The sequence below is a fragment of the Streptomyces filamentosus genome, assembly GCF_014654895.1.
In the GTDB taxonomy this organism is placed as follows: domain Bacteria; phylum Actinomycetota; class Actinomycetes; order Streptomycetales; family Streptomycetaceae; genus Streptomyces; species Streptomyces filamentosus.
This window is the reverse complement of the sequence record NZ_BNBE01000002.1, coordinates 158,395-182,113: the sequence shown is the minus strand read 5'-3', so window position 1 is coordinate 182,113 and position 23,719 is coordinate 158,395. Positions and strand designations below refer to the sequence as shown.

Below are 23,719 nucleotides of genomic sequence, written 5' to 3'. Positions count from 1 at the left end.
CGGGAGCTGCACAGACCGAGTCGAGCTGCTGGCGTGCTGTAGCGGCCGCGCCTGACTGAGGGGTTGCTTCCCTGTAGTCGCCGCAGAAGCCTGACCGGATCTGATCCGCTCCACCCCCTTGGCGACAGCCAATTCCCCGCGCCTCCCTTGGTATGGCTTCAGGCGTCGGGCCATGGGGACTTGCCCTTCGACATCGTTGTGACCAACAGGAGAGACCCGGGATGCCGCAGGATGACCTTCGACGCTCAGGCTTACCCGAGCGTCGAAGATCTGCATGGTGGAGAACCCTGGGCGAACAGAGCCGCTTGTGGTCAGCGGCGCGACACGCGCGGCGTCTGATCAACCGCGACCTGGGCCTCATGGGGGCCAGCGACCTCGCCGGTGTGGTCAGCTTCATTGAGGAGAAACGGGGTCGGCGGATCGTCGTGCGCCGCATCCCGTTACCACCAGAGGTGAGTGCCTTCTGTGTACAAGGCATGGAATTCGACATCGTCGTCGTCGACTCCAGCGCTGGTGAGCTGATGCAGACTCACGCGACCCTGCACGAGCTCTACCACCTCTGGGAGGAGCACCCCGCCGAGGACGGAGACCACGACCTCAAGATGGATGAAGAGACGGTCCGTCTTCTCCTCCCGGGGCTCAGACCAGAGGCCGTACTGAGAATCCTCGCCCGCTCCCACTACAGCAAGACGGTCGAGCGGGGCGCAGAGACCTTCGCCACGATCATGTTGCAGCGTCTCCGGCTGTCGGGTGGATGGAGTAGTGATGGCTCCGTCGCATCGACCATGTCCCACAGGAGCGCAGGTGTCTGAGACGACGACCAACTTCATCTACTTCCTCGTGGCACTCATCAATCTGCTCATCGCGTGCTGGAAGGGCCTCGCGCTGGTCCGTGAGCGGTCGGTGACACTGGCTTTGATCACTCTCAGCTTCTTCATCTCGGTGTTGGTGTACATCACCGCCAGCCCTGCTGGATATCGCCGCCTTGGTGAGATCACGGGGCGCCCCAGCGCCGCGACTCTCCCCGTGTACATCGGGATCGTCGTCTGTTACGGGATCACGCACGTACTCACCACCCTCTGGACGGTCACCACCACACCCGAGGAACGTGCACGCGTAAACCGGCGAGCAACCACGTGGGCCGGAGTCTACGGGCTCGTGATCACGGCCATGACGGTCACGTTCTGCGCGGCGGACCTGGCGGGTTACCCCGCCGACCCCGTACGCTTCAACACCGACTTCGCTGAGGGTCAGCCGTTCGTCCAGATCTTCCTCGTGCTCTTCCTGGTCACCCTCTCCTGTGCGACCCTCAGCACCGGGCGGCTCGCCCGTCGTACACGTCCGCGAGAGCCACACCTCCGCCACGCGGTGCGGTGCTTCAGCCTCTCGATGGTTGTTTGCTTCGGGTACGTGCTGTGCAATGCTCCGGCGGTCCTCCTTGCGAGCTTCGGCAACCACGCGCTCGACGACATCGGTGTCCTGGGGTCGCTGTTCGGCACCGTGGCAGCCTGCATCACGAGCTATGGAATGTGTGGCGCGGCGATCAGCGCGTGGCTGCGGGAGCGTCGTGACATCAAAACACTCCAGCCCTTGTGGCAGCTCTGTGTGATGGAGGTGGACGGCAGGCTGGCCCTGCACCCCCGTGGGAGCGGCCTTCGTCTCGCCAACGTGCGGTTCACTCTGCATCGCCGGGTGATCGAGATTCTGGACGGCATGCGGGTGCTCAGGATCTGGACCTCGGCGGAGGCGACTGAAGCCATCCGAGCCTACGTGGAAGCGGAAGCGGACCAGCTCTTCCCGATGGAACGAGAGGCCATCGTGACGGCGGCTGTGCTGCGCGACGCGGCGGAGCGGTTGACGGAGACGCGACGGCAGGCTGAGAGCACCGGGCAGATACGCCCCATTCCGCCGCAGAATCCCACTGGTCCCCTGCCAGGCCACGGCACCGCCGCCTCCGAGGAGCGGGGCAGACTCCTCCTGGTCGCTGCTTGTCTGCGTCACCCACTCGTCGCGTCGGCACTGCGAGAAGTCCGGGAGCCAGACCAGGGGTTGTACCGGAGCCAGGCTCGCCAGAGGGCACGGTAGTGTCAGGGCGGATCGTTTCGGCAGTCGTGGGCTCAGGTGGGGGTTGATGTGAGGCGAGCCATCGTGATGGGCGGGAGTTATGCCGGCCTCTTTGCGGCCCGCGTACTGAGCGACTACGTCGAGGACGTCATGGTCGTGGAGCCGGACGAGATAGGCGCCGATGGGGTGGGCAGGCGGGTTCCCCAACGTCTGCAGCTTCATGCCCTGTTGTCAATGGGGCACACACAGTTGGAGCGCTGGTTCCCGGGAATCACCGATGAGCTGGTCAAGGGCGGAGCCCGGCTGGGTGAGGGCAGGGACGTACGGTTCTACGTGGACGGGCGTCTCAAGGCTCCGGTCGCCGGAACGCGGATGCTCGGCGCCACGCGGCCGTTTCTGGAGAGCCACGTGCGGCGGCGGGTCGACGGACTCCCGAACGTCCGCCTTGTTCAGGCTGAGGTGACGGGGTTGGTGTTCGACGGTTCCCGGGTCGGCGGCGTCGTCACCGGGGACGGTGAGATATGGGAGGCCGAACTCGTCGTCGACGCGATGGGGCGATCCAGCCGACTGGTCGAGTGGCTGACGGGGCACGGGTGGGACGAAGCGCCCGTGGATCGGATGCGGATCGACCTGGGATACGCCACCGCCATGTTCCGCCGCGGGGACGAACTGGACAGCCTGGTCGTCGCCCACTCCAGTCCGGGCCCCGCAAGCGATTACAGCCCGGAGGTGACCGAACCCGGTGCCCTCACCGCTGTCGAGGGCGACCGGTGGTCGGTCGTTCTGGCCGGCTACGCCGACTACCGGCCCGGACCGGACCCGGAGGAGTTCCTGAGGCGCATGCGGCGCTGCGTGGCACCGCTTCGGACGGTGGCCGACGACTGCGCGATGATCGGTGACGTCAAGACGTACCGTTTTCTCGAGAGCCGTCGCCGCGTCCACTCCCGTCTGAGCCGGTTCCCCGGCGGTCTGGTCGTCCTGGGCGACGCCCTGGCGAGCGTCAACCCAGTCTATGGGCAGGGACTGACGTTGGCGGCACTGGAAGCAAACGCGCTCGCTGCGTATCTGCGGTCCGGTTCACCGTGGCGGGACCCCGCGTGGGGGTACTTCCGGCTTGCGGAAGCCGTGGTGTCGGGCGCGTGGCAGCTATCGACGGCCGCCGACCTCGCGCAACCCCACGTGACTGGGCCGTACCCCCGTGGCTACCGCGTGCAGAAGTGGGTCGCCGACAAGCTCACCGAGGCATCCGTGCTCGACTCCGTCGTGAACACGGCCTACATGGGGGTGGTGAACATGCAACAGCCGCCGACTACCCTCACCGATCTGCGCCTCCTCGGGCGAGCCGCACGCGTCCTGCTCCGCCGCTGAAGAAGGGGACGAACCGGCTCAACGGGCACGGGGTATTCCTGCCTGTGGGCGATGGCGCAATTCCTCAAGTGCTGTGTCTTCTACCTGTCGACCGACCACGTCGTGTCGCCCGGCGGGATGCCTGCTGCGAGGATGTGGTCGACGATCCGCAGTGGGTCAGGCAACGGCACTGTGCTCTCGTCGCGCTGGCCCCTTGCCAGAATGAAGCCCTCGCTCCAGCCGGGAGCTTCCGGTGTGACAGCATGCTCGCCGGGATCGCCCTCGTCATCAAGCAGCATCACCATCGCGCGCTCGGCGTTCGTGATGACGGCCAGAAAACGACCATGCGAACTGGTCAGCCATGTTTCCAGCTGTCCGGCATCGATTTGCTCCCGAAGCACCACCAGCGTCGCCGCAGGCGACGCTGGGACGGCGCCATCGCTGAAGATCCAGGACTCGGCCATGCGGATGACCTTCTCATATGCCGTGAGCGGCCTGGCCTAGCTGGTCGACGGTTTGGCAGCAGGAGACCTGGGTCGCTTGTTGGGGCGGTAGCTGGGGCGGTTCATGATCACCTAGTGGCTGGTGTTGATGAGTCGGTCCGGGAGGGATTCGAAGACGATGGGGTTGGGGAAGAGGAGATACCAGTCGCTGGGCGCCCTCTTGCTGGTGATGATCAGCGAGCGTCCCCGCCGCTCGGAGACGAGTTCGTAGAGGTCGTCGGCCTGGGTCGCGGACAGCTGGCGCATGGCGAAGTCGTCGAGGATGAGGACGTCGGGGCGGACGAGTTCGCGGATCCGTTTCTCCCAGGTGCGGTCCGCGTGGCCGCCGGCGAGGTCAGCGAGGATGCGGCTGGCCTTGGCGAAACGGCCGTGGGCGCCCTGGCGGACGGCAAGGTGACCGAGGGCGTGGGCGATGTGGGTCTTGCTGACGCCGAGGGGGCCGAAGAGGATGACCGACTCGCCGGCATGGAGCCAGCGCAGGGCGCCCAGGTCACGGATCTGGGCGGCAGGCAGTTTCGAGGAGGCGGTGAAGCCGAACTACTCCAAGGTGACCTGATGCTCGAACTTGGCTCGTTGCAGATGGTGTTGGAAGGCGGCGGTCTCGCGGCGGGTGATCTCGTTCTGGCAGATGGCCTGGAGGAAGTCGAGGTGGCCGAGTTCGCTGCCGTGGGCCTGGACGAGCCGGGCGTCGAGAGTTTCCAGCATACCGGACAGTCGCAAGGCCTTGAGTAACTCCCGCAGGGCGGCGCCCATCAAGGTCAGCGCGTTTCCACCTCGGCTTCGTCGTGGACCTGGTCGTTGTGGTCGTCGTCCGTCGTGTTGGGGGTCGCGGCGGTGACGAAGAGCCGGGCGGGGCCGTGGAGGAAGGCTGCGGCCCCGGCGTCTCCGCTGGTCTCGGGCTCGGGGTTGGTCTCGGTGCTGGCGATGAGGATGCCCTTGATGGTGCGGTAGCAGGGGTCTCCGACCGAGATGGCCCTCGCGCAGACAGCCTCCAGACACGTGTCGCTGTACTGCTTCCGCAGGCCGAGGACCCCCTGGGCAGCGCGGAGCCAATAGAGGACGTTGACCTCCAGCAGTTGGTCGATGACCTCGCGGCAGGCGTCGCCGACCTCGGACGCCTGGCTGCGACACCAGACCGGCGTCCGCATCTGAAAGGCGGTCTTCTCCGGCGGATAGTCGCTCTTGTCGGTGCGTTTACGCTGGTCAAGGACCGCATGTGTCTTGACCAGGGAACCGTCGTGGAAGAGCTGGACCATCGTGGCGGTCGAACGGACACCGATGCGGCGGCCGATCAGCTTCCACGGCACCGAGTAGAGGGTGCGGCCGACCTTGATGTGGATGTCCGGCCCGATCGTGGCCGTCGACCAGTAGGCCAGCACGAACGGAGTTGGCGGCAGAGACAGCAGTTCGGCCGCCTCCAACGCATCGAACACGGTCATCGGGGCGGCCCGCCCAGCGGTCGGCACTTACGTCGCCCGGCAACCTGCTGGCTCCAGGTCACGGCCTCGGGCTGCATGTGCTCGATCGAGGTGAACTATCGTCCCCTCCAGAACAGGTCGCGGACATAGTGCATCGGCCGCTCGATCCGCGGCTGTTCTTTGGTTTCGCCGCCCGGACCGGATCGACCAGCGCGTCGTAGTGAGTGGCGAGTTCCGCACAGGCTTTGTTGATCTTCGGGTCGTAAGAGAGAACCGCGGCCAGGATGAAAGAGGCTCAGTAGGAGAATTCCGAATGGGGAATCACATGACGCTCAAGCCGCCCAACCTGGGGAAAAATTTGGACGTCGACACTACCCCATGAGCTGACTGGCAAAGAGAATCCGGCCTCTCTGGGCCGCGCGCTATGGGAGGGGATGGCCCAGCAGCCCGCGCATCTTATCGATGAGGCGCTTTCGAGGTGTCGGGGGCAACGCACGGACATGGTCCGTGATCTCGCGGAGTTCCTGGTCCTGGGCGTTGTCCGGCTCGTCTCGCGACTGGACGAATGCCTCAGTCAAGGCCCTCTGCAAGGGGCCCGCAAGCCGGATGTCAGCGCCTTCGATACTGCTACGCATGGCCAACTGCCGGATGCCTTCACCCCGAAGTCCGTTCAGCGTGAGAAGGCTGGCGTGGATGGGCCGTAGGGCGCGTGCGAGCGCCCTGCGGCCGCTGGTGCTCAGAAAACCGGGATCGGCACCGAAGAATTCTTCCAGCGACGCGGCCACCGTCCTGCCGGCCTCCCTCTCGCCAGTGAAGAGAGCCCAGACCATCCCTCGGGAGACACCGATCTTGCCTGCGATGTACGCGTAGCTGTACGGCTTGCCGTCGGGGGCCGACCGGGTCTCACGTAGGAAGGCCAGACGATCGGTGAAGCTGAGGTTCAACTGGTTGTCCGGGACCTGCTCACCACGGAGCAACGCGAGGATCAACTCCTCGGCAATTCCCGTATCAAAGCTGACCGCCTCGAGCTCCAGGTCGCCGTGCGTCATGCCTACTAGAGGCAGCAGCTCGTTGATCGCCGTTATTAATGCCGCGAGTTCGCCCCCCGGCGGCGCGTCAACGGCTTCCATGCGGCGGTCTCCATGAGTTGAGCAGGAACAGTGCTTGTAGGTTATCCGCCCGCGACGGCCCGCGTCACGGGCACCCGCACCGATCAGCCACAAGCCAGGCTACTGACACCACTGCGTGCGGCACGGATGAGGTCCTCGGCCCGTGCCAGCCGAGGTGCCGCAGTCCGTCGGTGCGGTCGAGGGTCTGTCCATCGGACGGCTCCGCCTCACATTAGGTGGTGCCGGCGAGTCATGAAGGGGTCAGGTAGGGCATCTACCACGAAGCTACAGATCGTCTCCTCCACTGAGGATCTTCCAGGTCTTCATGCGGGCGAAGGTGTGCTCGACTCGGGCGCGGACTTTGCGGTGGGAGGTGTTGTGGGCTTCCTTCCAAGCCGGTAGCTCGGCCTGGCCGGGGTCTCGGCGGTGCGGAATGATCAGGCCGGTGCCGCGGTAGCCGCCGTCGGTGATCACGGTAGCGTTGCCGACCGAGTTCTTGGCTCCGGAGAGTTCCCATGCCTTGCAGTCGTTGCGGTTGCCGGGCACGGGCCGGCCGACGGAAACGACAAGGCGTGAGTCGGCGTCGATGACGACCTGGTGGTTGGTTGAGTAGCGGTAGTTCTTGGACTGCTCGGCCACGCTGTGGTCTCGTGTCGGCACCAGGGTGCCGTCCACAATCAGCACCGTGTCTCTGCGGAAGCGGCTCCGCGGCCGCAGCGCGAGCAAGGGCCCGAGCTGGCTCACGATTCGGCCCGTGGCCGACTTCGAGATCCCGAACAAGGGAGCGAGCTGCCGCAAGGTCAAGTTCGTCCGCCAATACGCGGCTACCAGCAGAACCCGATCTTCCAGTGGCAGACTCCACGGTCGGCCACGGCAGACCAGGTGCGGACCTCCGCGCCGCAGCATGGTGATCAGTTTCCCGAACTGCTTCGGACTCAACCCGGAGTACGGCGCTATCCATGACGGCTCCGACGCCGTGATCACAGCCCCCACATGAAGATCATCCCAGTAGTGGGCCTGGTTCCTGCACGGTCCAGACCTACGGATCCTGGGTCTACCGGCCGAGGTCAGTAGAGCCAGCGGTCCAGGAGCCCGGGCCAAAGCAACCCCTCGCAGCCGTTGAAGGCCGTCGGGTCGATCTCCTTCAGCTCCTCGGCCAGCCGGTTCAGCTCAGCGAAAGCCCGTTCTTCCTCCTCATCAGAGAGGTACTCCTCGGGCCCGTCCGGCTCGCTGAGAAGCTCTGAAGCTGTGACCCGACTGCCGTAGTGGTGCAGGACGTCGAGCCACACGCCGACACCCGAGTTGGCGAACCATGCCTCCCCATCCGGCATGACGAAGTAGACCGCCCCGGTCTCCGGCTCGACGCCGAACGATGACCGCTCGGCCTGATCATCGGGGTCCGTCTGCTCGGTAAGACGGTAGAGCGGACCGCGAGACGTGAGCAGAACCGGCTCAGCCTCGCTCTGCATCACGACTCGTTCGATGAGGCGCGGAGCCAGCGGGATGCCCACCTCAACGAGCTGTGCCTTCATGAAGCCCGGGATCCGCCAGCCGGCCACAACGTTCTGTCCGGCTCGCGTGACATGCCCCAGACCGGCCCACTCGGTCAGCTGGTCGTACGTCGTCATCGAACGATCCTCTTCCGTCGGCTGGGGTCCTGACCCTATCGACCCGGCCTCAGTCACGGCACGGCCGCACTTGCGGGACAGCCCTTACCGAAACTCGCCGACCTCTTCGGCAAGCGCGGCTACGTCGACCACTGCACCGCCGCCCGGGTCAACGACAAGGGCGAGGTCACCGCCGAACTCTCCGGGCCCGGTTCCGTGCTGATGGAACTGGACCTTCTCTGCACCAACGCGGGCGCTAGACATCCGAGCGAGCGTGGCACGTCGAATCAGTGCCGGAATCGGGCGACTTCCCCCTCGATTTGAATCAGGAACTCCGTGATCGGGGCTCCGCTGCCCTCCGGAACGAGGGCCAGGTCTTGGGCGTAGATCGTCTCGTCTGCGGCCAAGGCAGCATCCTCGTCACCGCGGCGCCAGGCATCACGGGACGCGGCGAAGAGGGGAGCAAGCTCTTCCCACGCCGGACCTGGTTTAAATCGACAGTCAGACCAGAACATATCGCCGCTTTCAAGGGTCAATGTTCCTACCAGTCGCTCACCTTGTCTGAGCTGCCAACTCTGCTCCGTCATGTTCCCCTCCCGCGGTGCGACGGGCACTCTAGCGTGCCGCGACCTGAGACGAGTGGGAATGTTCTAGAGGTGGCTGTCGGACTGCTTGGATCTCGTGTTCGTAGTCCTCTCTGTGGAGACAGCGCGCTTCTGGTCCACGCTGCTGATCATTCGGTTGTGGGTCGGCTGTGCGGGAAGGAGGGGATGCCCAAGTTCACCAGGGGCAGCTGCTGCGACCTGTGGACCTGCGCCCGCTTGGAGTGGAGGAAGGTCAAGGTCAGCTCGATGCCTTCGACCTCGCCCTTCCAGCCCTGGGCGATCGCGTGCTGGCGGCGGGTGACCAGATCGCCCTCCAGCTCGTCCAGCCGAGGCAGCATCGTCGGGTTGACTGAGAGCATCGGGCATCTAGTAGTGCTTCGTTACGTTGGGTGATCTTTCCTGGTGATGGGCATCTTCCGGTCATGAGGTTGGGGGAGGTGGAACGGCTCCGGGGTGAGGTATCGGAGTTCGTTGCCGATGTGTTCGCCTCGTTGCCGCGGCGGGATCAGCGGCGGTGGGGCGGGTGTTACCTGCGGGGCCTGATGCTGGACGGGCGGCGCAAGTCGGTCCAGCCGATGGCCGAGCGGCTGCCGGACGGCAACATGCAGGCCCTGCAGCAGTTCGTGAACCAGTCGCCGTGGGATCCGCTGCCGGTGCGGCGCCGGATCGCCGAACGGCTGAGCCGGGCGATCCGCCCGGAGGTGTGGGTGATCGACGATGTGTCGTTCCCCAAGTACGGCACCGCTTCGGTCGGGGTGGCCCGGCAGTACTGCGGAGCGCTAGGGAAACGGGCGAACTGCCAGGTCGCGGTCAGTGTCCACGCCGCCACCGACACCGCGTCCTGCCCGCTGGACTGGCAGCTGTATCTGCCGCGGGAGTGGACGGAGGAGCCGGACCGCTGCCACAGGGCCGGGGTGCCGGACGAAGCCATGGCCCACCAGGAGAAGTGGCGCCTGGCGCTCGGCATGCTCGACACGCTCGCCGGCTGGGAGGTGGAGGTGCCGGTGGTGGTCGCCGACGCGGGCTACGGCGTCAGCACCCCGTTCCGGACCGGTCTGGAGGAGTGCGGACTGTTCTATGTCCTCGCGCTGACCGGCAAGGAAGTCGCTCATGCCGAACAGGCCCGGCCGCACCGGCCCGCCTACAGCGGGCTCGGACCGCCGGCCCTGCCCCGCTACCGCACCCCGCCCCGAGCCGTCAGTGTTCTCGCGGAGGAAACCGGTGCGGGACAGTTCACCGAGGTCACCTGGCGGCAGGGCAGCAAAGGCCCGATGACCTCGCGGTTCACCGTCCTGACCGTCCGGCCGGCGGGCAAGCAGTCCCTGGCCGCGGCCCAACAGGCGGGCGGCGGCCGCACTCGGTGGGACGGTGTCCTGCCCGCCCGGACCCTGTTGGTCGAGTGGCCGCACGGCCATGAGACCCCGACGGGCTACTGGATCTCGAACCTGCCCGCCACCACCCCGATCATCGACCTGGTCCGCTGGGCGAAGATGCGCTGGCGGATCGAACACGACTACCGCGAGCTCAAGCACGGCCTCGGATTGGACCACTTCGAGGGCCGCACCTGGCGCGGCTGGCACCACCACGTCACCCTCGTCACCGCCGCCCAGGCCTTCCTCACCCTGCGGCGGCTCGCCCCAAAAGCCCACACGCCGGCCTGGCCCTCTACCAGGTCCTCGACACCCTCCACGACCTGCTGCAGTGCTGGACCGGCACCTGCACCACCTGCGGCCAACCCCTCCCCCGCAACAGAACCAGACGAAGAACCTAACGAAGCACTACTAGAGGATCCGGCCCTACCAGGGCTGCCGTGCAGGGGGCGCTGGGGCCTCGGTGGTGACGGAACCGAGGCGGCTCTCGCCCGGGATGTCCCACTCGATCAGAGCGCCAGGGAACCAGGTGACCGGCTTGGTGTCTCCACGAGTGTTCGCCCAGGCGGCGACTCGCAGGGCGGCCTGCCGCTCGGGCAGCAGACCGCGTTCATCGGTATCCACTCCGAGATGGAGCCTGCCCTCCTCGTACAGGTCGTTGCAGAGCCAGGTGTGGAGCAGGCCACAGTCGTAGCCGAGTACCTCCCAGCCGAGCTCGTGCCCGCCCTCGGCCACCTCCCGGGCGGGCTCGCCGGCGCCCTGACCAGCGAGGTGGGCGAGCAGCACCGGCTCGTCCGTCCCGGCCGCGCGGATGTCGGCGACGAATCCGCCTACATGTTCGGAGGGCACCAGCAGGGCGTACAGACGTGCCTCCACGGGCAGCTGGAGAGGCAGGCAGGCCGCGAGTGCCTCCTGCGCCGTGCCGAACCAGCAGCCATCATCCGGAAACCGGTTGATCAGGCAGTCGGACGCAGACGTCAGCCGCTCCGTACGGGGCAATCCCGAGGCCGTGAGCCGTTCGGGCACCGCAACGAAGTAGCCGGCGAGCAGCATCTCGCCGGGCACGTCAACATCGGAAGGAAGACCCTCAATCATGCCCGCACCGTACCTGACCTGCGAGGTCAGACTCCGGTGAGACGAGAGAACCATCAACGAATGAACCGAATGCGTTTCTGATCAATACCACCACCGCGAACAGCCCGCCTGCTATCAGCAGTTCAACTGCGACCACGCCCGACTGAGAGCCCCGGAGAACGCGCCTTCGCACAGCTGAAGTCGTGGCAGATCCTCCGCCGCGCCCGATGCTTCACCCGCCGCATCAGCACCATCGTCCAAGCCATCCACACGCTGCTGACCTGCAACTATTCAGGATGAAAACGGCTCACTGATCCGAAGGAGCAAAACGGTCCGTCGGAGAAACCGACGGACCGTTTCGAAAGACCGAGGTTACTGGCTAGACGCGACTGCCGACGCGTTCTTCCTGATGGCAGCTAAATTCTGCTTGACGGGGGACAGCCTCGTATTGTGCTTGGCGATGAGGCGGTTCTGTATGTCGCGCTCGGCCGCATGCCACACGTTAATGAGATCCACCTCCACCTTACAGGAGACGTCTGCGATCGCTGTGTCTATCTCCTTTGACGAGGCTACACTTCCCGTAAATCCACGGTCATTGTTGGCGTCGATGGGAGTGCTGTACACATAGCCCTTGGCCCTCATGCACGTCGACCATTTGGCGAACACCTCTACGACCCGCTCATCCTTGAGGGAATCTTCGTAGCTCTGGCTGTTCAACTCGGAGACGAAGGTGTCGACCAGAGGCTTTCCACCCGAGATCTTGTCCATCGCCTGACCGATGCAGCCTCCGTCGGGGACCGAACGGCCGGTGCTCAGGCGTGGTGCCGTCTTCTGATCCACCTCGGTCTGTTCCATGGGTGTGCCGGTTAGTGCAAGATACTCCTGTGGAGTCCACTCGCGGCTTTCGATACCGCTTCTCGGCACGGCAATCGCACTGCTTGCCGAGGTGGAGAATGCGGGCCGGTAGCCGGTTTTTGCCGCCTGGTCGGCATCGTAGGCGCCATACCGCCGCTCGTTGAGCTCGCCCATGTCGGCGTCCAGATCGGCGACAGGTGTCGGAACGAAATCTTTGAAGCCCAGACTAATCATGCAAGGCTTGGTGAGATTCCACTTGGCTTGTTCGAACTTGGAATAGTCCGCGCCGGACATCTTATATTCATCCAGGGGCAGACTGCGGGCAGAAACGCTGCGCTGCCGCCCACTTTGGGGCGCAGCGCCCTTTTCACCCTCGTTCACTTGAGGCGTTTGCTGCGTCACCACGCCCGCACTCTTCTCCGACGTGTGGCCTTCGGTCCCACAGGCTGAAAGCGACACCGTGGCTAATACCGCGCACGCGGCAAAGAGCCCAGCCTTTCCCTTGCTGTTCGACATCGGATCCCCTCCAGGTGTCCACACGTCAGTGGTTGTGGTATAGAGTCGTGGATGAATTCTTGTTGTACGTAGCGACGAGATTCATCTTGTACTGAGCGGGAAGGACGTCGTACGGACCACTCCACCAGCGATCCCGGTGGATACAGTAGTAGATGCTGGTTTCGCGACTATCCACGGAGGCGGCATTGTCTTCCAGATAGGTACCGGCACCCGCTCCGGTATTGGCCGTGAAAATCTGGTCGTCGAGGTTGTATTCCCCCTCTCCGATGGTCGCGATGGCTCCTGCCTGATTGCTATTGAAGTAGAAGCAGGCCATGTACGGATAACAGCGCGTCGTCGGTCCAGGGTACGCGAATGCGCTGCCGGCCGTAGAAACTGCAATGACTGCAGCTACTATTGACGAGGCGGCAATGCTTATCTTCCTCAAATTTCTTCCTCTCTCTTTGACTCCTGCGAGGCAGTCCGTCACCGTATTTCTTGCCTATCAGCACGGATTCCTCTGCTCTGGCTCCACCTGGGAATCAGTGACTTCGCGTCGCGGCGTCGAGCGGCGGCTGCTCGCTGCGGTCCTGGAGTGCCCCACTGGGGCGTGAGTGGACAAGATTAAGAATCATCGATCGCGATTTTATCCCCCGCGCCGAGCATGGAGCGTGTCCTGATCGACTAACGCCTTCCCGCACCCCCCCGTAGGTTCAGCAGGGCAGCAGCGATGGTCAGCCTCGCCTATGTGCGCGCGATGAATCAAGAGCTAAATCGCGCCACTCTGCTGCCGGCTTCCGCCATCAACATCCCTCCGAGACGCCGGCGACATCCGCAGAAAGTCCCGCATATCCTATAGCTAACTGCACGCATCCCTGCCAGGTCGTCCGCTCGCCGCTATCGAGAGCAGAACCGGCGATTCACCTCGATAGGGTCCGAATTGAGGTCTTCCGTTCGGAATGTACGCGAATGCCAAAGAGGAATAGGCCAGTCCATTCAGGGATGCACCCTTGAACGGGCTGTCGAGAAGCTTTAGCCCAGAGGATGGGATGTGGTGGCCGAAAGCGGCTAGGTGTCTCATAGCAGGAAACCAGGCTTCCCGCCATGAGACACCCAATTTTACGTGCAGAATTCCCGGATAGGGTGGGGTGATCCTCTCTGCCTCACCTCGAGCTCTTTCCAACTTCACGCTGAGCTGGTCAGATGCAGGGCGAGGACGGCTTGGACGAGTGCGATGATGCGGACCGGACGGCGGCGTGCACGAGCGCCGAGTTGGTCATGGGTGGAGCCCCGCCTGCGCAGCCAGATACTCGACGCCGCGGTAGCCGGACTCCTTGGACACGTGGACGTGGACCGCGTGCTGGCCGGACGGTAGTGCAGGGTTGGAGTGGCCGCCGCGGAAGGCGACCTGTACCGCGTCGTGGCGGGAGCCGTACAGGCCGTGCTCGGGTCTGTCCGGCCAGCGGCCCGGCCATACGCGAGGAAGACCGCGTCGCCGTTGTCGCCCAGTGCCGCGATGACCCGATCCTCGGCCGTCGCCGGTGCGAACCGTGCCGACATTTCGAGCGGCAGGTGTGCCTCCAATTCACGGTCGTCCATGACCGGCACGTCCGGTTCGCAGCCGCCGGCGCCGCAAGAGGATCGGGCGCCAGGGTAAGGGCGATGCACAAAGCGGGAGTTCGGCAGCACTGCGGCCATTCGGCGGACCTCGTCGACGCTCTCCAGGTGCGTCAGCAGTTCCGCCTCGTCGCCGCAGGGTTCCATCAGCGCGCACAGTCGCATGGCCTGGCAGTATGCGTCGGTGGCGTCAGCGGTGACGTGGATACAGCGTGTGTAGCCGGCCAGGCAGTCTTCGCACATGGCCGCATGGTGCCACCCGCTGGTCCGGACTGTCGCCCGGAATGATCGGCGGACTCCGATGCCGAAGGGCGGCCGTCGGCATGGCTCCCACGATGCTTTGACGAGCAGGGCGTACAAGCGGTGCAGGCCGATGGAGCGAGGTGGAGAAAGTCCGTTGCGAGCAGGTCGCCGACCTGGATCTTGAGGAACTGAGTCGACTCCAACCCGGCAGATAGGTAGGCTAGTTGGGCTGACAGACAGGTAAAGCCCCTGCTAGACGGGTCTTCGACCAAGAAATCCGTCTCCTCCAGAGGCTTCGTGTGCTTGTCTACCCGTCCGGCGTCGACATGTCCAGCTCTGCCCTGCGCTTCCTGTCCGCCAAGCTCCGCCAACACCGCTGGGAGCTCGGTAGTCGGTGGAGGCGCCTGACTCCGGGCCGGCAGGCTTTGCTCACACTCGCCCACCTCCGCAACGGCCACCCCTACGCCCAGCTCGCGGCCGGGTTCGGCGTCGGCACCACCACCGCCTACCTATACGTCGCCGAGGCTGTCGACCTCTTGGCCGCACTCGCCCCGACCCTCGAGGAGGCTGCCCGTACGGCATCGACCAAGGCGCTTGTACTGCTGGACGGCACCTTGCTGCCCATCGACCGGATCGCCACAGACCGCCCTTTCTACTCCGGGAAGCACAAGAAGCACGGGATGAACGTGCAGGTTCTGGCCGATCCGTCCGGTCGGCTGCTGTGGGCATCGCCAGTTCTTCCTGGCGCTGTCCATGACGTCCGGACCGCCCGTGAACACGGCATCGTCGGCATGCCCACGGACGCTGGCATCACGTGCTGGGCGGACAGTGATGATGGTTGGTGGTGCCACCGGCAGGTCTGACCCTTGGGCTGACTGACCACAACTTCCGTGTCTTTGCCTTGATCTGTCGGCCTGTCGGTGACACCACCGCACGCAGCCCGGAAGGGTGTCGTGACTTCATAGGAGCTTGTGCGAGAAGCCCCGTCACTGTCGTGTCCGTTCTCCCGACCGGCGCGTGCTGCCCTGTCCACGCGATGAGAAGGCAGCAGGCCCAGCATGATCGACGAGCATCCCGAGCGTGAGGTCTTTGCCGGAGTCGACACTCACACCGACACCCACCACGCCGCTGTTGTCGACCCGCTCGGGCGGCCCGTGGCCGACCAGGAATTTCCCGCCACCACCCAGGGATATCGCGCCCTGCTGACGTGGCTCGGCACATTCGGCCAGGTACAGGCGGTGGGCGTCGAGTGCACTGGATCCTATGGGGCGGGGCTGACCACCGTGCTGACTGCAAGCGGCCTGGTGGTGGTCGAGGTCAATGTCCCCGACCGGGGCACTCGCCATTCCCGTGGCAAGTCCGACCCGATCGACGCTTACGTGGCCGCCCGGGCAGCGGCCTCGGGACGAGCCCAGGCCATCCCCAAATCCCGCACCGGCACAGTTGAAGCCCTGCGCCAACTGCGAGTGACCCGCGCCTCCGCGATCAAGGCCAGGACGCAAGCGATCAACCAACTCATCGGCTTGCGAGTCACCACTCCTGAGCCTCTGCGTCAGACGCTCGCAGGGCTCACACCCGCCGCCCTGGTCAATAGCTGCCTTCGGCTGCGGCCCGGGCCCGACCTTGGCAACCCTGTTCACGCCTCCCGCTTCGCCCTGCGCCAGTTGGCTCGCCGCATCCGCAGACTCACCGAAGAGATCGACGAAGTCGACGAGCACCTTTCCGTGCTCACCGCGGCGGCTGCCCCCGAACTGGTCGCGCTGTTCGGCGTGGGCACAGAGACCGCCGGCCAGCTGCTGGTCACGGCCGGCGACAACCCCGAGCGCTTGCGCTCGGAGGCCGCCTTCGCGGCTCTGTGCGGCGCCGCTCCAGTCCCAGCCTCTTCCGGGCGCACCGACAGACACCGCCTCAGTCGGGGCGATGATCGCCAGGCCAACCGTGCCCTTCACATGATCGCGGTGGTTCGTATGCGCTATTGCCCTCGCACCCGGGCCTACGTCGCGCGGCGCGTCCAGCAGGGGCTGACGAAGAAAGACATCATCCGTTGCCTCAAGCGCTTCATAGCCCGGGAGGGCTACCACGCTCTCAACCAGCCCCACGCTCGCCACGCCATCCCAACTACTTGACGTCTATAGGAGCATCAAGGGATACCGCGGTGCCGGAGGCACAGTCCGCATCCCGTGCTGGGGACGCTGGGAGACCCTCTCCGCAGGCCAGCAGGCGGTGAACCGGTCCCACGCGAAGATCCGGGCCCTAGCCGAGAAGGCCGTCGCCACCCTCAAGTCCTGGCGACTCCTCCGCAAACTGCGGTGCTCAACCACCCGCATCACAAGCCTGGTCCAGGCCGTCCTAACCCTGCATCTGGCGAGCTCAGGCCGATGATGGAAAGAGCTCACCGTCTGCGAGAACGAGGATCTGCCGGGTCAGGCAGGCCTGGACGATGCCGTGGGCGCGGGACGGCCCACCCGGGCACCAGGCGGACCGCCTCGGGCTGTGCCTGGTCTACGGGACCGCGCGGTGCCCGGGGCGGGCGCCCCGGGCGGCGGCGGCCACATCCCTCCCCTCCGGCGCCCCGGGGCCTCTCTTCCTGGCCCGCTCCGCCGTCGAGGTACGGCTTGGTCGTCTATCTTGCCAGTTGGACCCAGACGCGTTTGCACCAGTGCCGGTGATCGCAGCCCCGGCGCACGGAGAGCGCGGCAACGAGATCGAGCCCGCGGCTGTCTTCGTCGGACGGGCAGTCCTGTCTGCGGTCGAGTGGGCGCGGGGCGAGGTCGGTCACGGCGACTTCCACCTGGTCGTCCTCAATCCGGGTCACGGCGACCCGGATCGGGGCGCCGCCCGTGCGGGTGTGTAGGAGGGCGTTGGTGGCGAGACCGTTTCGTTCGGATCTTGCGAGGCTTGTCATACTTCCCGAATGGAGATGCAAGCCGAGGAGGCAGCGCGGCGTTGGCTGGCTGATCAGGGCGTCCGCCAGGTGGGCGACGGGTGGGTGAGCGACGAGAAGCCGGACGTGTTGCTCACTGCCAACCAGGTGGCGCAGTCCTGGGCCGGCGATGTGTTCGCCGAAGACCTGGATGCAGCCGACCAGCTGCGGTTGGCCTTCGGGCTGCTGGACCTCCTCGACGACTACTGGGTCACGTGCGAGATCCGGTTCGCGAACGAGGGCGCAGAGTGCCCCCTGCCGGCCGACGTGCTGTGGGACGGCTACCGTCAGCGGCTGGAGGCGGACCGGGACGCCGAGGCCGTCACCTACTCGCTGTGGGTGGACTGGTTCGAGGACCACACCACTTCCGCGACAGCCTTCGCCGAGGTCCTCGGCAACGACATCGACCGCGTGGTGGCCGAGCGATCGGAAGCCCTGCTCCGCCGAGCCCGTAGCGTTCTGGAATGTTCAGGCCCGGTGTGCTGGACGGTGAAGGAGTCGACGTACCGCACCGCCATGCGGCTTCCCGCCCTGCACGCGGCCATCTTCCGCGGCCTCCTGACGAGCTTCCACGACGTCTACGGCGACCTGGAACCGGCTGCCGCACTGGCCATCCTTGACCAGCTGGATCTCCCCCCGAACACCCAGCACCTTGCCCAACTGCGCCACGTACTCGCCGCCGGGCACAAGAACCACTACCGCAGCCCCGGCGCCTGGGACGATGCGGCTCGCTCCTGCTCCTGAGCCGTGGGCCTGGCAGACCACAGAAAGATGCCGGCGACGTAGAGTCCGGCCAGGTAGATGGTTGCGGTCTTTTCGTAGCGGGTGGCTACGCTACGCCACTGCTTCAAGCGGTTGATGCACCGCTCGACGGTATTGCGCTGCTTGTACGCCTCGCAGTCGAAGGCGGGTGGGGGGCTGCCGCGCCGCAGCCGGTGGCCGCGTTGATCGGCCGGAATGGGGGGCGCCCCCCCCCCCGGATTCCGCGCTTGCGCAGGTGCTCGCGGATCGCGCGGGAGGAGTACGCCTTATCGGCCAGGACCACGTCCGGCCTCTGCGAACCGCGTCAGCCCCCTCATGTCGCAACTGTGCCACCAACATGCTGAAGGAGTGGGGGGGGCTTAACCCGGTGAACGGGGCTATCCAGACATCTCACGTTGCTACGCCGTCAAGCGGACCAGATGCCGCGTTCGATAGTTGAGCTGGCGGAAGGTGCCTTCCATGGCTTCCTCTCGCCTGCAAAGATCACTTGCATGCCCCAGTCCAATCATCCCTTCGCCGAGGTCGACGAATCTGCTCTGGCCGTGCGGAACCAGCGGCTGGGCCTGCTGGCCGCGGCTGGTGCGCGGGCGTACAGGGTCCCGGTTCCTGTCGCGGTCTACGACGTCTCTGATCTGGGCTGCCGCTTCCTCGTTCACTCGCAGTTCCCGGTGCATGCGATGGCCTTCCATCCCGCGCTCCCACTGCTCGCGGTGGGCACGGGCCGATACGACGGTGGCTACTTCTTCGAGGGCGAGCTGCTGCTACTTCATCTGGAGACGGGCGAGACCCGATCACTCATCGAGCACGAGATCGGCCGACAGGTCCTGGGGTTGGAGTGGCTCGACGAGCAAGCTCTTCAGGTCCTCATGGCGCCGCCCGATCGCTGGCAGGACGAACGAGCTCGGGTGGAAGGGCACGTCGCAGTGGTGCGCCGAGAGAACTGGGATGCTGTCCCTGCCCGGTCACTCACCGGGCTTGACCTTGCTGGCCCGAGGGTGCCTGCACCACGTCCTGATGGCTGCGAGACCGCTCGCCGTGTACTCGCTGAAGTCAGCGCAGCCTGGCGCGTGCAGCGCACAGGCCGTGTAGGTGATCTGTGATCGTCTCTAGCCGCTTCGGCCGCTCTTTGCCGACGCGGGACCAGGTGATCGCGCTGCGCGACTTCATCCACGGACGGACGTATGCGGCCGCGGCTCCGACCATCCGTCTCAACGGGGAGCCGCCTCATGCCCCAGGTTCCGTCCTGGCGCGCGTGGCGGAGGTCAACGGAGCCCTCTACGAAGTCACGTCCCATCTGTGCCGTCGGCTGTATGACGAGCTTGAGAGTGGTCACCCTGGCCCCATCGCCCATGCATCGTGGGATTCCCTCCTCACGATCATCGTGGCCTGGCGCGAGGATCCAGAGCTGCCGGATTGGGTGGACGGGCTGCTGCCCGTCAAGCCGCGTTGACTGCGAGGTCAGGCGGTCCAGGGAAAGCGGACTGCTCGTCGAAGAGCTCGCGCTTCTGGAGGCAGTGAGCCTTTTGCATCCTCATCTTGAGCTGGTCAGATGCAGAGTGAGGACGGCCTGGATGATGCTGGTGATCCGGGTGGTCGAGCACCGCAGTTTGCGAAGGAGCCGCCAGGACTTGAGGGTGGCGACGGCCTTCTCGGCCAGGGCCCGGATCTTCGCGTGGGGCCGGTTCAGCCTGCTGGCCTGCGGAGAGGGTCTCCCAGCGTCCCCAGCACGGGATGCGGACCGTGCCACCGGCACCTCGCGGTATCCCTGTCGGCCCAGCATCGGATGCCGGCCTCGGCGAGGGCGTCGACGATGCCGTGTTCGCGGGCCGCGCGGACGTCGTGGACGGCGCCGGGCAAGGCTGGTGATGCCCACAGCAGCCGGCCGAAGGGGTCGGCGAGTACCTGCACGTTCATCCCGTGCTTCTTGTGCTTGCCGGAGTAGAACGGCCGGTCCGCGGCGATGCGGTCGATGGGCAAGGACCGTGCCGTCGAGGAGGAGATATGCCTTCGCCGGCGCGGTCCGCACCGCTTCGGCCAGGCTGGGGGCGAGAACGGCCAGGAGTCCGACGGCCTCGGTGACGTAGCGGTAGGCCGTCGTGGTGCCGATGCCGAACCCGGCCGCGAACTGGGCATAGGTGTGCCCCATTCGCAGATGGGCGAGAGTGAGCAGGGCCTGGCGGCCCGCGCTCAGGCGCCGCCACCGGGAGCCGATCGCGCGGCGGTGGCGCCGCAACTGCTGCGTGAGGAAGCGGGGGGCGGAACTGGACACGTCGACGCCCGACGGGTAGACAAGCACGTGAAGCCTCTGGTGGACACGGTTCTCTTGGTCGAAAACCCATCTACCAGTGGCTTCACCACGTTTTCAGGCCAACTGACGTACATCATAGGCAGTTTGGAGGTGGCTCACTGCGGGCGTCACCGTGGAGATGTTCGAACTGGCGGCATGGTGGCTGAAGTGAAGGAGAGCGATGATCTCGCAGAGCGCTTGGTGCCGGCGTTATGTCGTGCCTGTCGCCAAGGAAGCCGGGCTTGTCCCGGAGGGCGGCGTGCTCCGGATGCTGGGGGAACGCGGCGACTGCGCGGTGCTCGAATTGCAGGCACACCCGATGGATCCGAAGCTCCAGAGCTTCTTCGTCCGGGTGTCCGTCGTTCCGCTGACGGAACGCGCCTGGACTCAGCGCCAGCACTGGGACCAGGCCAAGGACCACCTTCCCGGTTCGGGTTCCGGGATGCTCAGGTGGGAAGTGAAGCCACCTGCGGGTGTGGCCTTCGATGTCCCGGGGGGCAGCTCGCTGGACGGTCTATGGGCGTACGGAGCCGGCATCGAACCGGAAGAGTGTGCCGAGCAGTTGGCCGAAGTGCTGCGCGAGCTCACGTTTCCGGCCATGAGGCGATTCCTGGACCGTGATGTCCTGGCCGCCGAGATGCGGCAGCGTTCCGGTCACCTGCGACATCACCGTCCGCCCGGTTGGGCAGCCGCCCTCCTCAACATGGACCGCGTGTCACCGGTAGCCCTGGAACATCTGCTCCAGGCGGTGGAGACCGACTACCCGCTTGCGGGCGAGTTCGTCGCCTGGGCCCGGGAGTACGCAGCACGGCACAATACGCCTGACTGACGGCCTCTTGCCTGCAGCACCAACCGCATCACCGCGATCGTCCAGGCCGTGCTGGCCCTTCATCACACGTCAGCGTGAGGTTGGAAAAGGCTCACCACCGACCTGGCGACGCAGGCGTTCATCGCCCACTGGAACCTGTTGCTCACCGTCGCCTACGAGATGCTCGGCTCGGCGGCCGCGAGCACGGTCAGCATGCGCGTGGCGCAGGTGTCGTGGTTCTCCCACGCCACGTACCGCCGGCCCTCGGTGAGGAAGTGGTCGAGGATTCCGAGCCGGCTCCACGCCTCCGCCTTCGCCATCGCCACGATCTCGATCCGGTGCCTGGAACGCCGGTACGCCGCCGAGGAGCCACGGAACTCGTCCAGGTCGGCGAGGGCGGACTCCACGACGGTGTCGAAGCGGCGGTCGCGGACGTGGTCCTCGACGGCGGCCTGCCAGCCGCTGGTGTCGGGCCGGACCGCGGCGCTGGCGGTGCACACATCGGCGGCCAGCGCGGCCGCGTAGCCGCGGTGGGCCGGCTTGTACAGGTCGCGGCCGATCCGCGCGGCCCCGCCGCGCCGGTCCAGCGCCGCCTGGACGAGGTCGGCGACCGCGGTCTTGCCCGCGCCGGGCTGGCCCGCGACCGCCACCACGACCGGATGTTCCTGAGGCACCGACCCGCGCGTCCAGCCGGGGAGCCGCTCGGTGCCGGTGCGCCGGCCACCGTCGGCGTCGGCCCCTGCGAAACAGGCGCACACCAACTCTTCCTGCAGGGCAGAGCGGCGGCTCAGCGCCAGTGAACACAACGGGGCGGGCGGGGATGGAAGCCCCTGTGGCCGGTTCCCGGCCGGTGGGTGGTCAGCGGCCCTCGTCGTCTTCGTCGTCCTGGTCGTGGCCGTCGTCGAGGACGATGTGGATGGTGGAGCCCTGGCCGATGGTGCTGCTCAGGGCGGTGGCGGCGCGCTGGTAGGTGGTGGAGGCCAGGGCCCAGTCGCCGTCCAGGCCGGCCTTCTCCCGGATGGTCCACAGCACGATCAGCAGGGCGATCAGGGAGCGGCCGGAGGCGGTGGTCCGGACGCGGCCGTCGTCCAGGTCGTCGACGGGCGGGTGGGGTGCGGAAGTGGTCGTGGCCGGAGGCGCGTTCGGCGAGCCATTGCCAGGTGTGGCGGTCGGCGACGACCTTCGCGGAGGCCACGCCGACGGCCCTCAGCAGCAGCACGCCGTGGTCGATCTGCGGGTCCCGGGGCTCCTGGGCCGGGGCCGGGGCGGCGGGGGGAGGAGGGCCAGCCGGCGGGGGTGCCGTGGTAGGCGGCCTCGGCGGCACAGCGGCCGCCGCGCTCTGAGGCCCCACTGCGGCGGACACCGCCCTGGCGCGGCCGCGCGCCGGGAAGCAGGAGTCGGGACCGTCTGCCGGCGGGGGCGGCTGATGGCCGAGGTCGGCGCCGCCGCTCCGCAGCGCGGGCGCCTGGCGGCCCCAGGCGGGCGATGGCCTACCGGGCACAGGCCCGGTCCGTCGGCACCGCCCCGAGTACCGCGCGGCCCTATCCGCCGGCAGTTGGCCGGGGGCTAGGTGTATTGCCCTGTGAGGTTGGGGACGCGGCTGGCGGGTGGTTTGCCTGCGAGCGCGGTGTGTCCGCGGTGGTGATTGTAGGAGTGCAGCCAGCCGGGGAAGGTGTCGCGTCGTTCCTGCTCTGACCGGTAGGGCTTCGCGTAGGCCCATTCGTCGAGCAGGGTGCGGTTGAGGCGTTCGACCTTGCCGTTGGTCTGGGGTCGGTAGGGCCGGGTTCGCTTGTGCGCGATCCCGGCCCGGGCGAGGGCGTCGCGCCAGTCACGGGAGCGGTAGCAGGCTCCGTTGTCGGTCAGGACGCGCTCGACGGTGATCCCGACGCTGGTGAAGTAGGCGTGGGCCCGCTGCCAGAAGCCGGTGGCAGTCTCCTTCTTCTCGTCGGCCAGGATCTCGCTGTAGGCGAGGCGGGAGTGGTCATCGACGGCGGTGTGGATGTAGCTGTAGCCGACGCCTGCACGGTTCTTCCGGCCGGCCCGGCGGCCGAGGGTCTTGTGGCCGCCGCCGTCGGGGATGTTGCCGAGCTTCTTGATGTCGACGTGGACGAGTTCGCCCGCCCGGTCGCGTTCGTAGCGGCGTATGGTCCGGCCGGTGGCCCGGTCCAGGTGGGACAGGCGGGCCAGGCCGAACCTGTTCAGGACCCGGTGCACGGTCGAGGGCACCAGGCCCAGCAGGTGCGCGATGCGGGCCGGTCCCCACCGCCGCGTGAGCCGGACCTTGATGATCCGGCGCTCGGTTCGGGTCGGCGTCCGGCGGGGGCTGTGGTGCGGTCGTGACGAGCGGTCGGTCATCCCGGCCTCGCCCAGCAGCCGGTAGCGGCCGGCCCACCGCTGGGCGGTTGTGGGTGAGACCTGGAAGCGTTCGGCGGCCCGGCGCAGCGGCCAGCCGTCCTCGACCACGCAACGGGCCAGGCGCAGGCGTCCGGTCTCGGTCAGGGGTGCATTACGGTGGGGCACGAGGGCCTTTCTGGTCGCCGGTGCAGATGTCGCAATCCACACCAGGCCAGAAGGCCCTCGCCCATTTCAAGATCCCTCAGCCGAGACCTGCATCACCTGTCCACAACCTCCC

At 66.5% G+C, this 23,719-nt stretch carries 20 protein-coding genes and 9 pseudogenes; 12 read left to right on the top strand and 17 right to left on the bottom strand.

All coding sequences use genetic code 11. The features are described 5' to 3' along the window. Positions 1-359: 359 nt before the first annotated feature. The 3 genes from IE326_RS19830 to IE326_RS19820 are packed head-to-tail and all read left to right on the top strand — an operon-like array spanning position 360 to position 3,432. The gene (locus IE326_RS19830) at positions 360-812 is read left to right on the top strand and encodes a hypothetical protein (RefSeq protein WP_190042438.1); all 453 of its coding nucleotides are present in this window, start codon (positions 360-362) and stop codon (positions 810-812) included. After that, positions 805-2,085, top strand: coding sequence for an MAB_1171c family putative transporter (locus IE326_RS19825; RefSeq protein ID WP_190042437.1), 1,281 nt, complete (start codon positions 805-807; stop codon positions 2,083-2,085). The genes IE326_RS19830 and IE326_RS19825 overlap by 8 nt, the downstream gene beginning before the upstream one ends. Before the next feature lie 48 nt (positions 2,086-2,133). Further along, positions 2,134-3,432 carry an FAD-dependent oxidoreductase gene (locus IE326_RS19820; RefSeq protein ID WP_229915515.1) on the top strand — a complete coding sequence of 433 codons (1,299 nt, stop codon included), beginning with the start codon at positions 2,134-2,136 and terminating at the stop codon, positions 3,430-3,432. 80 nt (positions 3,433-3,512) lie between these two features. On the opposite strand, the gene IE326_RS19815 is transcribed toward IE326_RS19820, so the two are convergent. The 8 genes and pseudogenes from IE326_RS19815 to IE326_RS19780 form a co-directional block, all read right to left on the bottom strand. Then, complete coding sequence (locus IE326_RS19815) at positions 3,513-3,875, bottom strand: hypothetical protein (RefSeq protein ID WP_190042436.1); 363 nt, start codon at positions 3,873-3,875, stop codon at positions 3,513-3,515. Between the two features lie 36 nt (positions 3,876-3,911). Further along, positions 3,912-4,667: pseudogene (gene istB / locus IE326_RS19810) on the bottom strand (IS21-like element helper ATPase IstB). Between the two features lie 5 nt (positions 4,668-4,672). After that, a complete protein-coding gene (locus IE326_RS19805; RefSeq protein WP_229915514.1) occupies positions 4,673-5,353 on the bottom strand; it encodes a Mu transposase domain-containing protein in 681 nt (226 codons plus the stop codon). Positions 5,354-5,754: 401 nt separating this feature from the next. Next, the gene (locus IE326_RS19800; RefSeq protein WP_190042435.1) at positions 5,755-6,462 is read right to left on the bottom strand and encodes a hypothetical protein; all 708 of its coding nucleotides are present in this window, start codon (positions 6,460-6,462) and stop codon (positions 5,755-5,757) included. A gap of 285 nt (positions 6,463-6,747) precedes the next feature. Continuing rightward, positions 6,748-7,434 (bottom strand): annotated as a pseudogene (locus IE326_RS19795) (transposase); the annotation flags it as partial. 74 nt (positions 7,435-7,508) lie between these two features. Continuing rightward, the gene (locus tag IE326_RS19790) at positions 7,509-8,069 is read right to left on the bottom strand and encodes an SUKH-4 family immunity protein (RefSeq protein ID WP_190042434.1); all 561 of its coding nucleotides are present in this window, start codon (positions 8,067-8,069) and stop codon (positions 7,509-7,511) included. A 266-nt stretch (positions 8,070-8,335) separates the two neighbouring features. Next, positions 8,336-8,635 carry a hypothetical protein gene (locus IE326_RS19785; RefSeq protein WP_190042433.1) on the bottom strand — a complete coding sequence of 100 codons (300 nt, stop codon included), beginning with the start codon at positions 8,633-8,635 and terminating at the stop codon, positions 8,336-8,338. A 146-nt stretch (positions 8,636-8,781) separates the two neighbouring features. Continuing rightward, positions 8,782-9,012, bottom strand: a complete 231-nt coding sequence (locus IE326_RS19780; RefSeq protein ID WP_190042432.1) for a recombinase — start codon at positions 9,010-9,012, stop codon at positions 8,782-8,784. A gap of 63 nt (positions 9,013-9,075) precedes the next feature. Here IE326_RS19780 and IE326_RS19775 point away from each other — a divergent pair. Continuing rightward, positions 9,076-10,350 (top strand): annotated as a pseudogene (locus IE326_RS19775) (IS701 family transposase); the annotation flags it as partial. Between the two features lie 853 nt (positions 10,351-11,203). Continuing rightward, a pseudogene (locus IE326_RS19770) lies at positions 11,204-11,397 on the top strand (IS5/IS1182 family transposase); the annotation flags it as partial. Positions 11,398-11,469: 72 nt separating this feature from the next. Here IE326_RS19770 and IE326_RS19765 read toward each other — a convergent pair. The 3 genes from IE326_RS19765 to IE326_RS19755 all read right to left on the bottom strand — a co-directional run bounded on the left by IE326_RS19765 (position 11,470) and on the right by IE326_RS19755 (position 14,307). Then, entirely contained in the window at positions 11,470-12,468 is a 999-nt protein-coding gene (locus tag IE326_RS19765; RefSeq protein ID WP_190042431.1) for a hypothetical protein, read from the bottom strand. A gap of 25 nt (positions 12,469-12,493) precedes the next feature. Then, positions 12,494-12,784: a hypothetical protein gene (locus IE326_RS19760; RefSeq protein WP_190042430.1), complete on the bottom strand. Its 291-nt coding sequence runs from the start codon at positions 12,782-12,784 to the stop codon at positions 12,494-12,496. An 848-nt stretch (positions 12,785-13,632) separates the two neighbouring features. Beyond that, positions 13,633-14,307 (bottom strand): hypothetical protein, encoded by a 675-nt coding sequence (locus IE326_RS19755; RefSeq protein ID WP_190042429.1) that lies wholly within the window; start codon positions 14,305-14,307, stop codon positions 13,633-13,635. A 299-nt stretch (positions 14,308-14,606) separates the two neighbouring features. Between IE326_RS19755 and IE326_RS19750 the strand changes: the two are divergent. The 4 genes and pseudogenes from IE326_RS19750 to IE326_RS19735 form a co-directional block, all read left to right on the top strand. Then, positions 14,607-15,134 (top strand): annotated as a pseudogene (locus IE326_RS19750) (transposase family protein); the annotation flags it as partial. A 231-nt stretch (positions 15,135-15,365) separates the two neighbouring features. Then, positions 15,366-16,433, top strand: coding sequence for an IS110 family RNA-guided transposase (locus tag IE326_RS19745; protein ID WP_190042428.1), 1,068 nt, complete (start codon positions 15,366-15,368; stop codon positions 16,431-16,433). Between the two features lie 16 nt (positions 16,434-16,449). After that, positions 16,450-16,689, top strand: a pseudogene (locus IE326_RS19740) (transposase family protein); the annotation flags it as partial. Between the two features lie 607 nt (positions 16,690-17,296). Next, positions 17,297-17,974 carry a hypothetical protein gene (locus IE326_RS19735; RefSeq protein ID WP_229915513.1) on the top strand — a complete coding sequence of 226 codons (678 nt, stop codon included), beginning with the start codon at positions 17,297-17,299 and terminating at the stop codon, positions 17,972-17,974. Here the strand turns inward: IE326_RS19735 and IE326_RS19730 are convergent. Continuing rightward, positions 17,926-18,296 (bottom strand): annotated as a pseudogene (locus tag IE326_RS19730) (transposase); the annotation flags it as partial. The gene IE326_RS19735 and the pseudogene IE326_RS19730 sit on opposite strands and share 49 nt — an antisense overlap. Beyond that, positions 18,269-18,373: pseudogene (locus tag IE326_RS19725) on the bottom strand (IS5/IS1182 family transposase); the annotation flags it as partial. The pseudogenes IE326_RS19725 and IE326_RS19730, both read right to left, overlap by 28 nt. A gap of 110 nt (positions 18,374-18,483) precedes the next feature. Here IE326_RS19725 and IE326_RS19720 point away from each other — a divergent pair. Then, positions 18,484-19,092: a hypothetical protein gene (locus IE326_RS19720; RefSeq protein ID WP_190042426.1), complete on the top strand. Its 609-nt coding sequence runs from the start codon at positions 18,484-18,486 to the stop codon at positions 19,090-19,092. Next, positions 19,089-19,442: a hypothetical protein gene (locus IE326_RS19715; RefSeq protein WP_190042425.1), complete on the top strand. Its 354-nt coding sequence runs from the start codon at positions 19,089-19,091 to the stop codon at positions 19,440-19,442. Before IE326_RS19720 ends, IE326_RS19715 begins: the two co-directional genes overlap by 4 nt. Positions 19,443-19,523: 81 nt before the next feature. Here the strand turns inward: IE326_RS19715 and IE326_RS19710 are convergent. After that, positions 19,524-20,288, bottom strand: a pseudogene (locus IE326_RS19710) (transposase family protein). A gap of 172 nt (positions 20,289-20,460) precedes the next feature. Here IE326_RS19710 and IE326_RS19705 point away from each other — a divergent pair. Beyond that, a complete protein-coding gene (locus IE326_RS19705) occupies positions 20,461-21,108 on the top strand; it encodes a hypothetical protein (RefSeq protein ID WP_190042424.1) in 648 nt (215 codons plus the stop codon). A gap of 152 nt (positions 21,109-21,260) precedes the next feature. On the opposite strand, the gene IE326_RS19700 is transcribed toward IE326_RS19705, so the two are convergent. From IE326_RS19700 to IE326_RS19690, 3 genes are all read right to left on the bottom strand, one after another. Beyond that, entirely contained in the window at positions 21,261-21,845 is a 585-nt protein-coding gene (locus IE326_RS19700; RefSeq protein WP_373310241.1) for a zeta toxin family protein, read from the bottom strand. A 100-nt stretch (positions 21,846-21,945) separates the two neighbouring features. Further along, on the bottom strand, positions 21,946-22,119 hold the full coding sequence (locus IE326_RS19695; RefSeq protein WP_190042422.1) for a hypothetical protein: 174 nt from the start codon (positions 22,117-22,119) through the stop codon (positions 21,946-21,948). Between the two features lie 534 nt (positions 22,120-22,653). After that, complete coding sequence (locus IE326_RS19690; protein ID WP_190042421.1) at positions 22,654-23,607, bottom strand: IS481 family transposase; 954 nt, start codon at positions 23,605-23,607, stop codon at positions 22,654-22,656. Between the last annotated feature and the right edge of the window lie 112 nt (positions 23,608-23,719).

Excerpts from the sequence above, each read along its gene's own strand:
- IE326_RS19830 (WP_190042438.1), top strand. The coding sequence starts at position 360 with ATGGGGGCCAGCGACCTCGCCGGTGTGGTCAGCTTCATTGAGGAGAAA.
- IE326_RS19815 (WP_190042436.1), bottom strand. The coding sequence starts at position 3,875 with ATGGCCGAGTCCTGGATCTTCAGCGATGGCGCCGTCCCAGCGTCGCCT.
- IE326_RS19805 (WP_229915514.1), bottom strand. The coding sequence starts at position 5,353 with ATGACCGTGTTCGATGCGTTGGAGGCGGCCGAACTGCTGTCTCTGCCG.
- IE326_RS19800 (WP_190042435.1), bottom strand. The coding sequence starts at position 6,462 with ATGGAAGCCGTTGACGCGCCGCCGGGGGGCGAACTCGCGGCATTAATA.
- IE326_RS19790 (WP_190042434.1), bottom strand. The coding sequence starts at position 8,069 with ATGACGACGTACGACCAGCTGACCGAGTGGGCCGGTCTGGGGCATGTC.
- IE326_RS19785 (WP_190042433.1), bottom strand. The coding sequence starts at position 8,635 with ATGACGGAGCAGAGTTGGCAGCTCAGACAAGGTGAGCGACTGGTAGGA.
- IE326_RS19780 (WP_190042432.1), bottom strand. The coding sequence starts at position 9,012 with ATGCTCTCAGTCAACCCGACGATGCTGCCTCGGCTGGACGAGCTGGAG.
- IE326_RS19765 (WP_190042431.1), bottom strand. The coding sequence starts at position 12,468 with ATGTCGAACAGCAAGGGAAAGGCTGGGCTCTTTGCCGCGTGCGCGGTA.
- IE326_RS19760 (WP_190042430.1), bottom strand. The coding sequence starts at position 12,784 with ATGGCCTGCTTCTACTTCAATAGCAATCAGGCAGGAGCCATCGCGACC.
- IE326_RS19755 (WP_190042429.1), bottom strand. The coding sequence starts at position 14,307 with ATGTGCGAAGACTGCCTGGCCGGCTACACACGCTGTATCCACGTCACC.
- IE326_RS19745 (WP_190042428.1), top strand. The coding sequence starts at position 15,366 with ATGATCGACGAGCATCCCGAGCGTGAGGTCTTTGCCGGAGTCGACACT.
- IE326_RS19720 (WP_190042426.1), top strand. The coding sequence starts at position 18,484 with ATGCCCCAGTCCAATCATCCCTTCGCCGAGGTCGACGAATCTGCTCTG.
- IE326_RS19705 (WP_190042424.1), top strand. The coding sequence starts at position 20,461 with ATGATCTCGCAGAGCGCTTGGTGCCGGCGTTATGTCGTGCCTGTCGCC.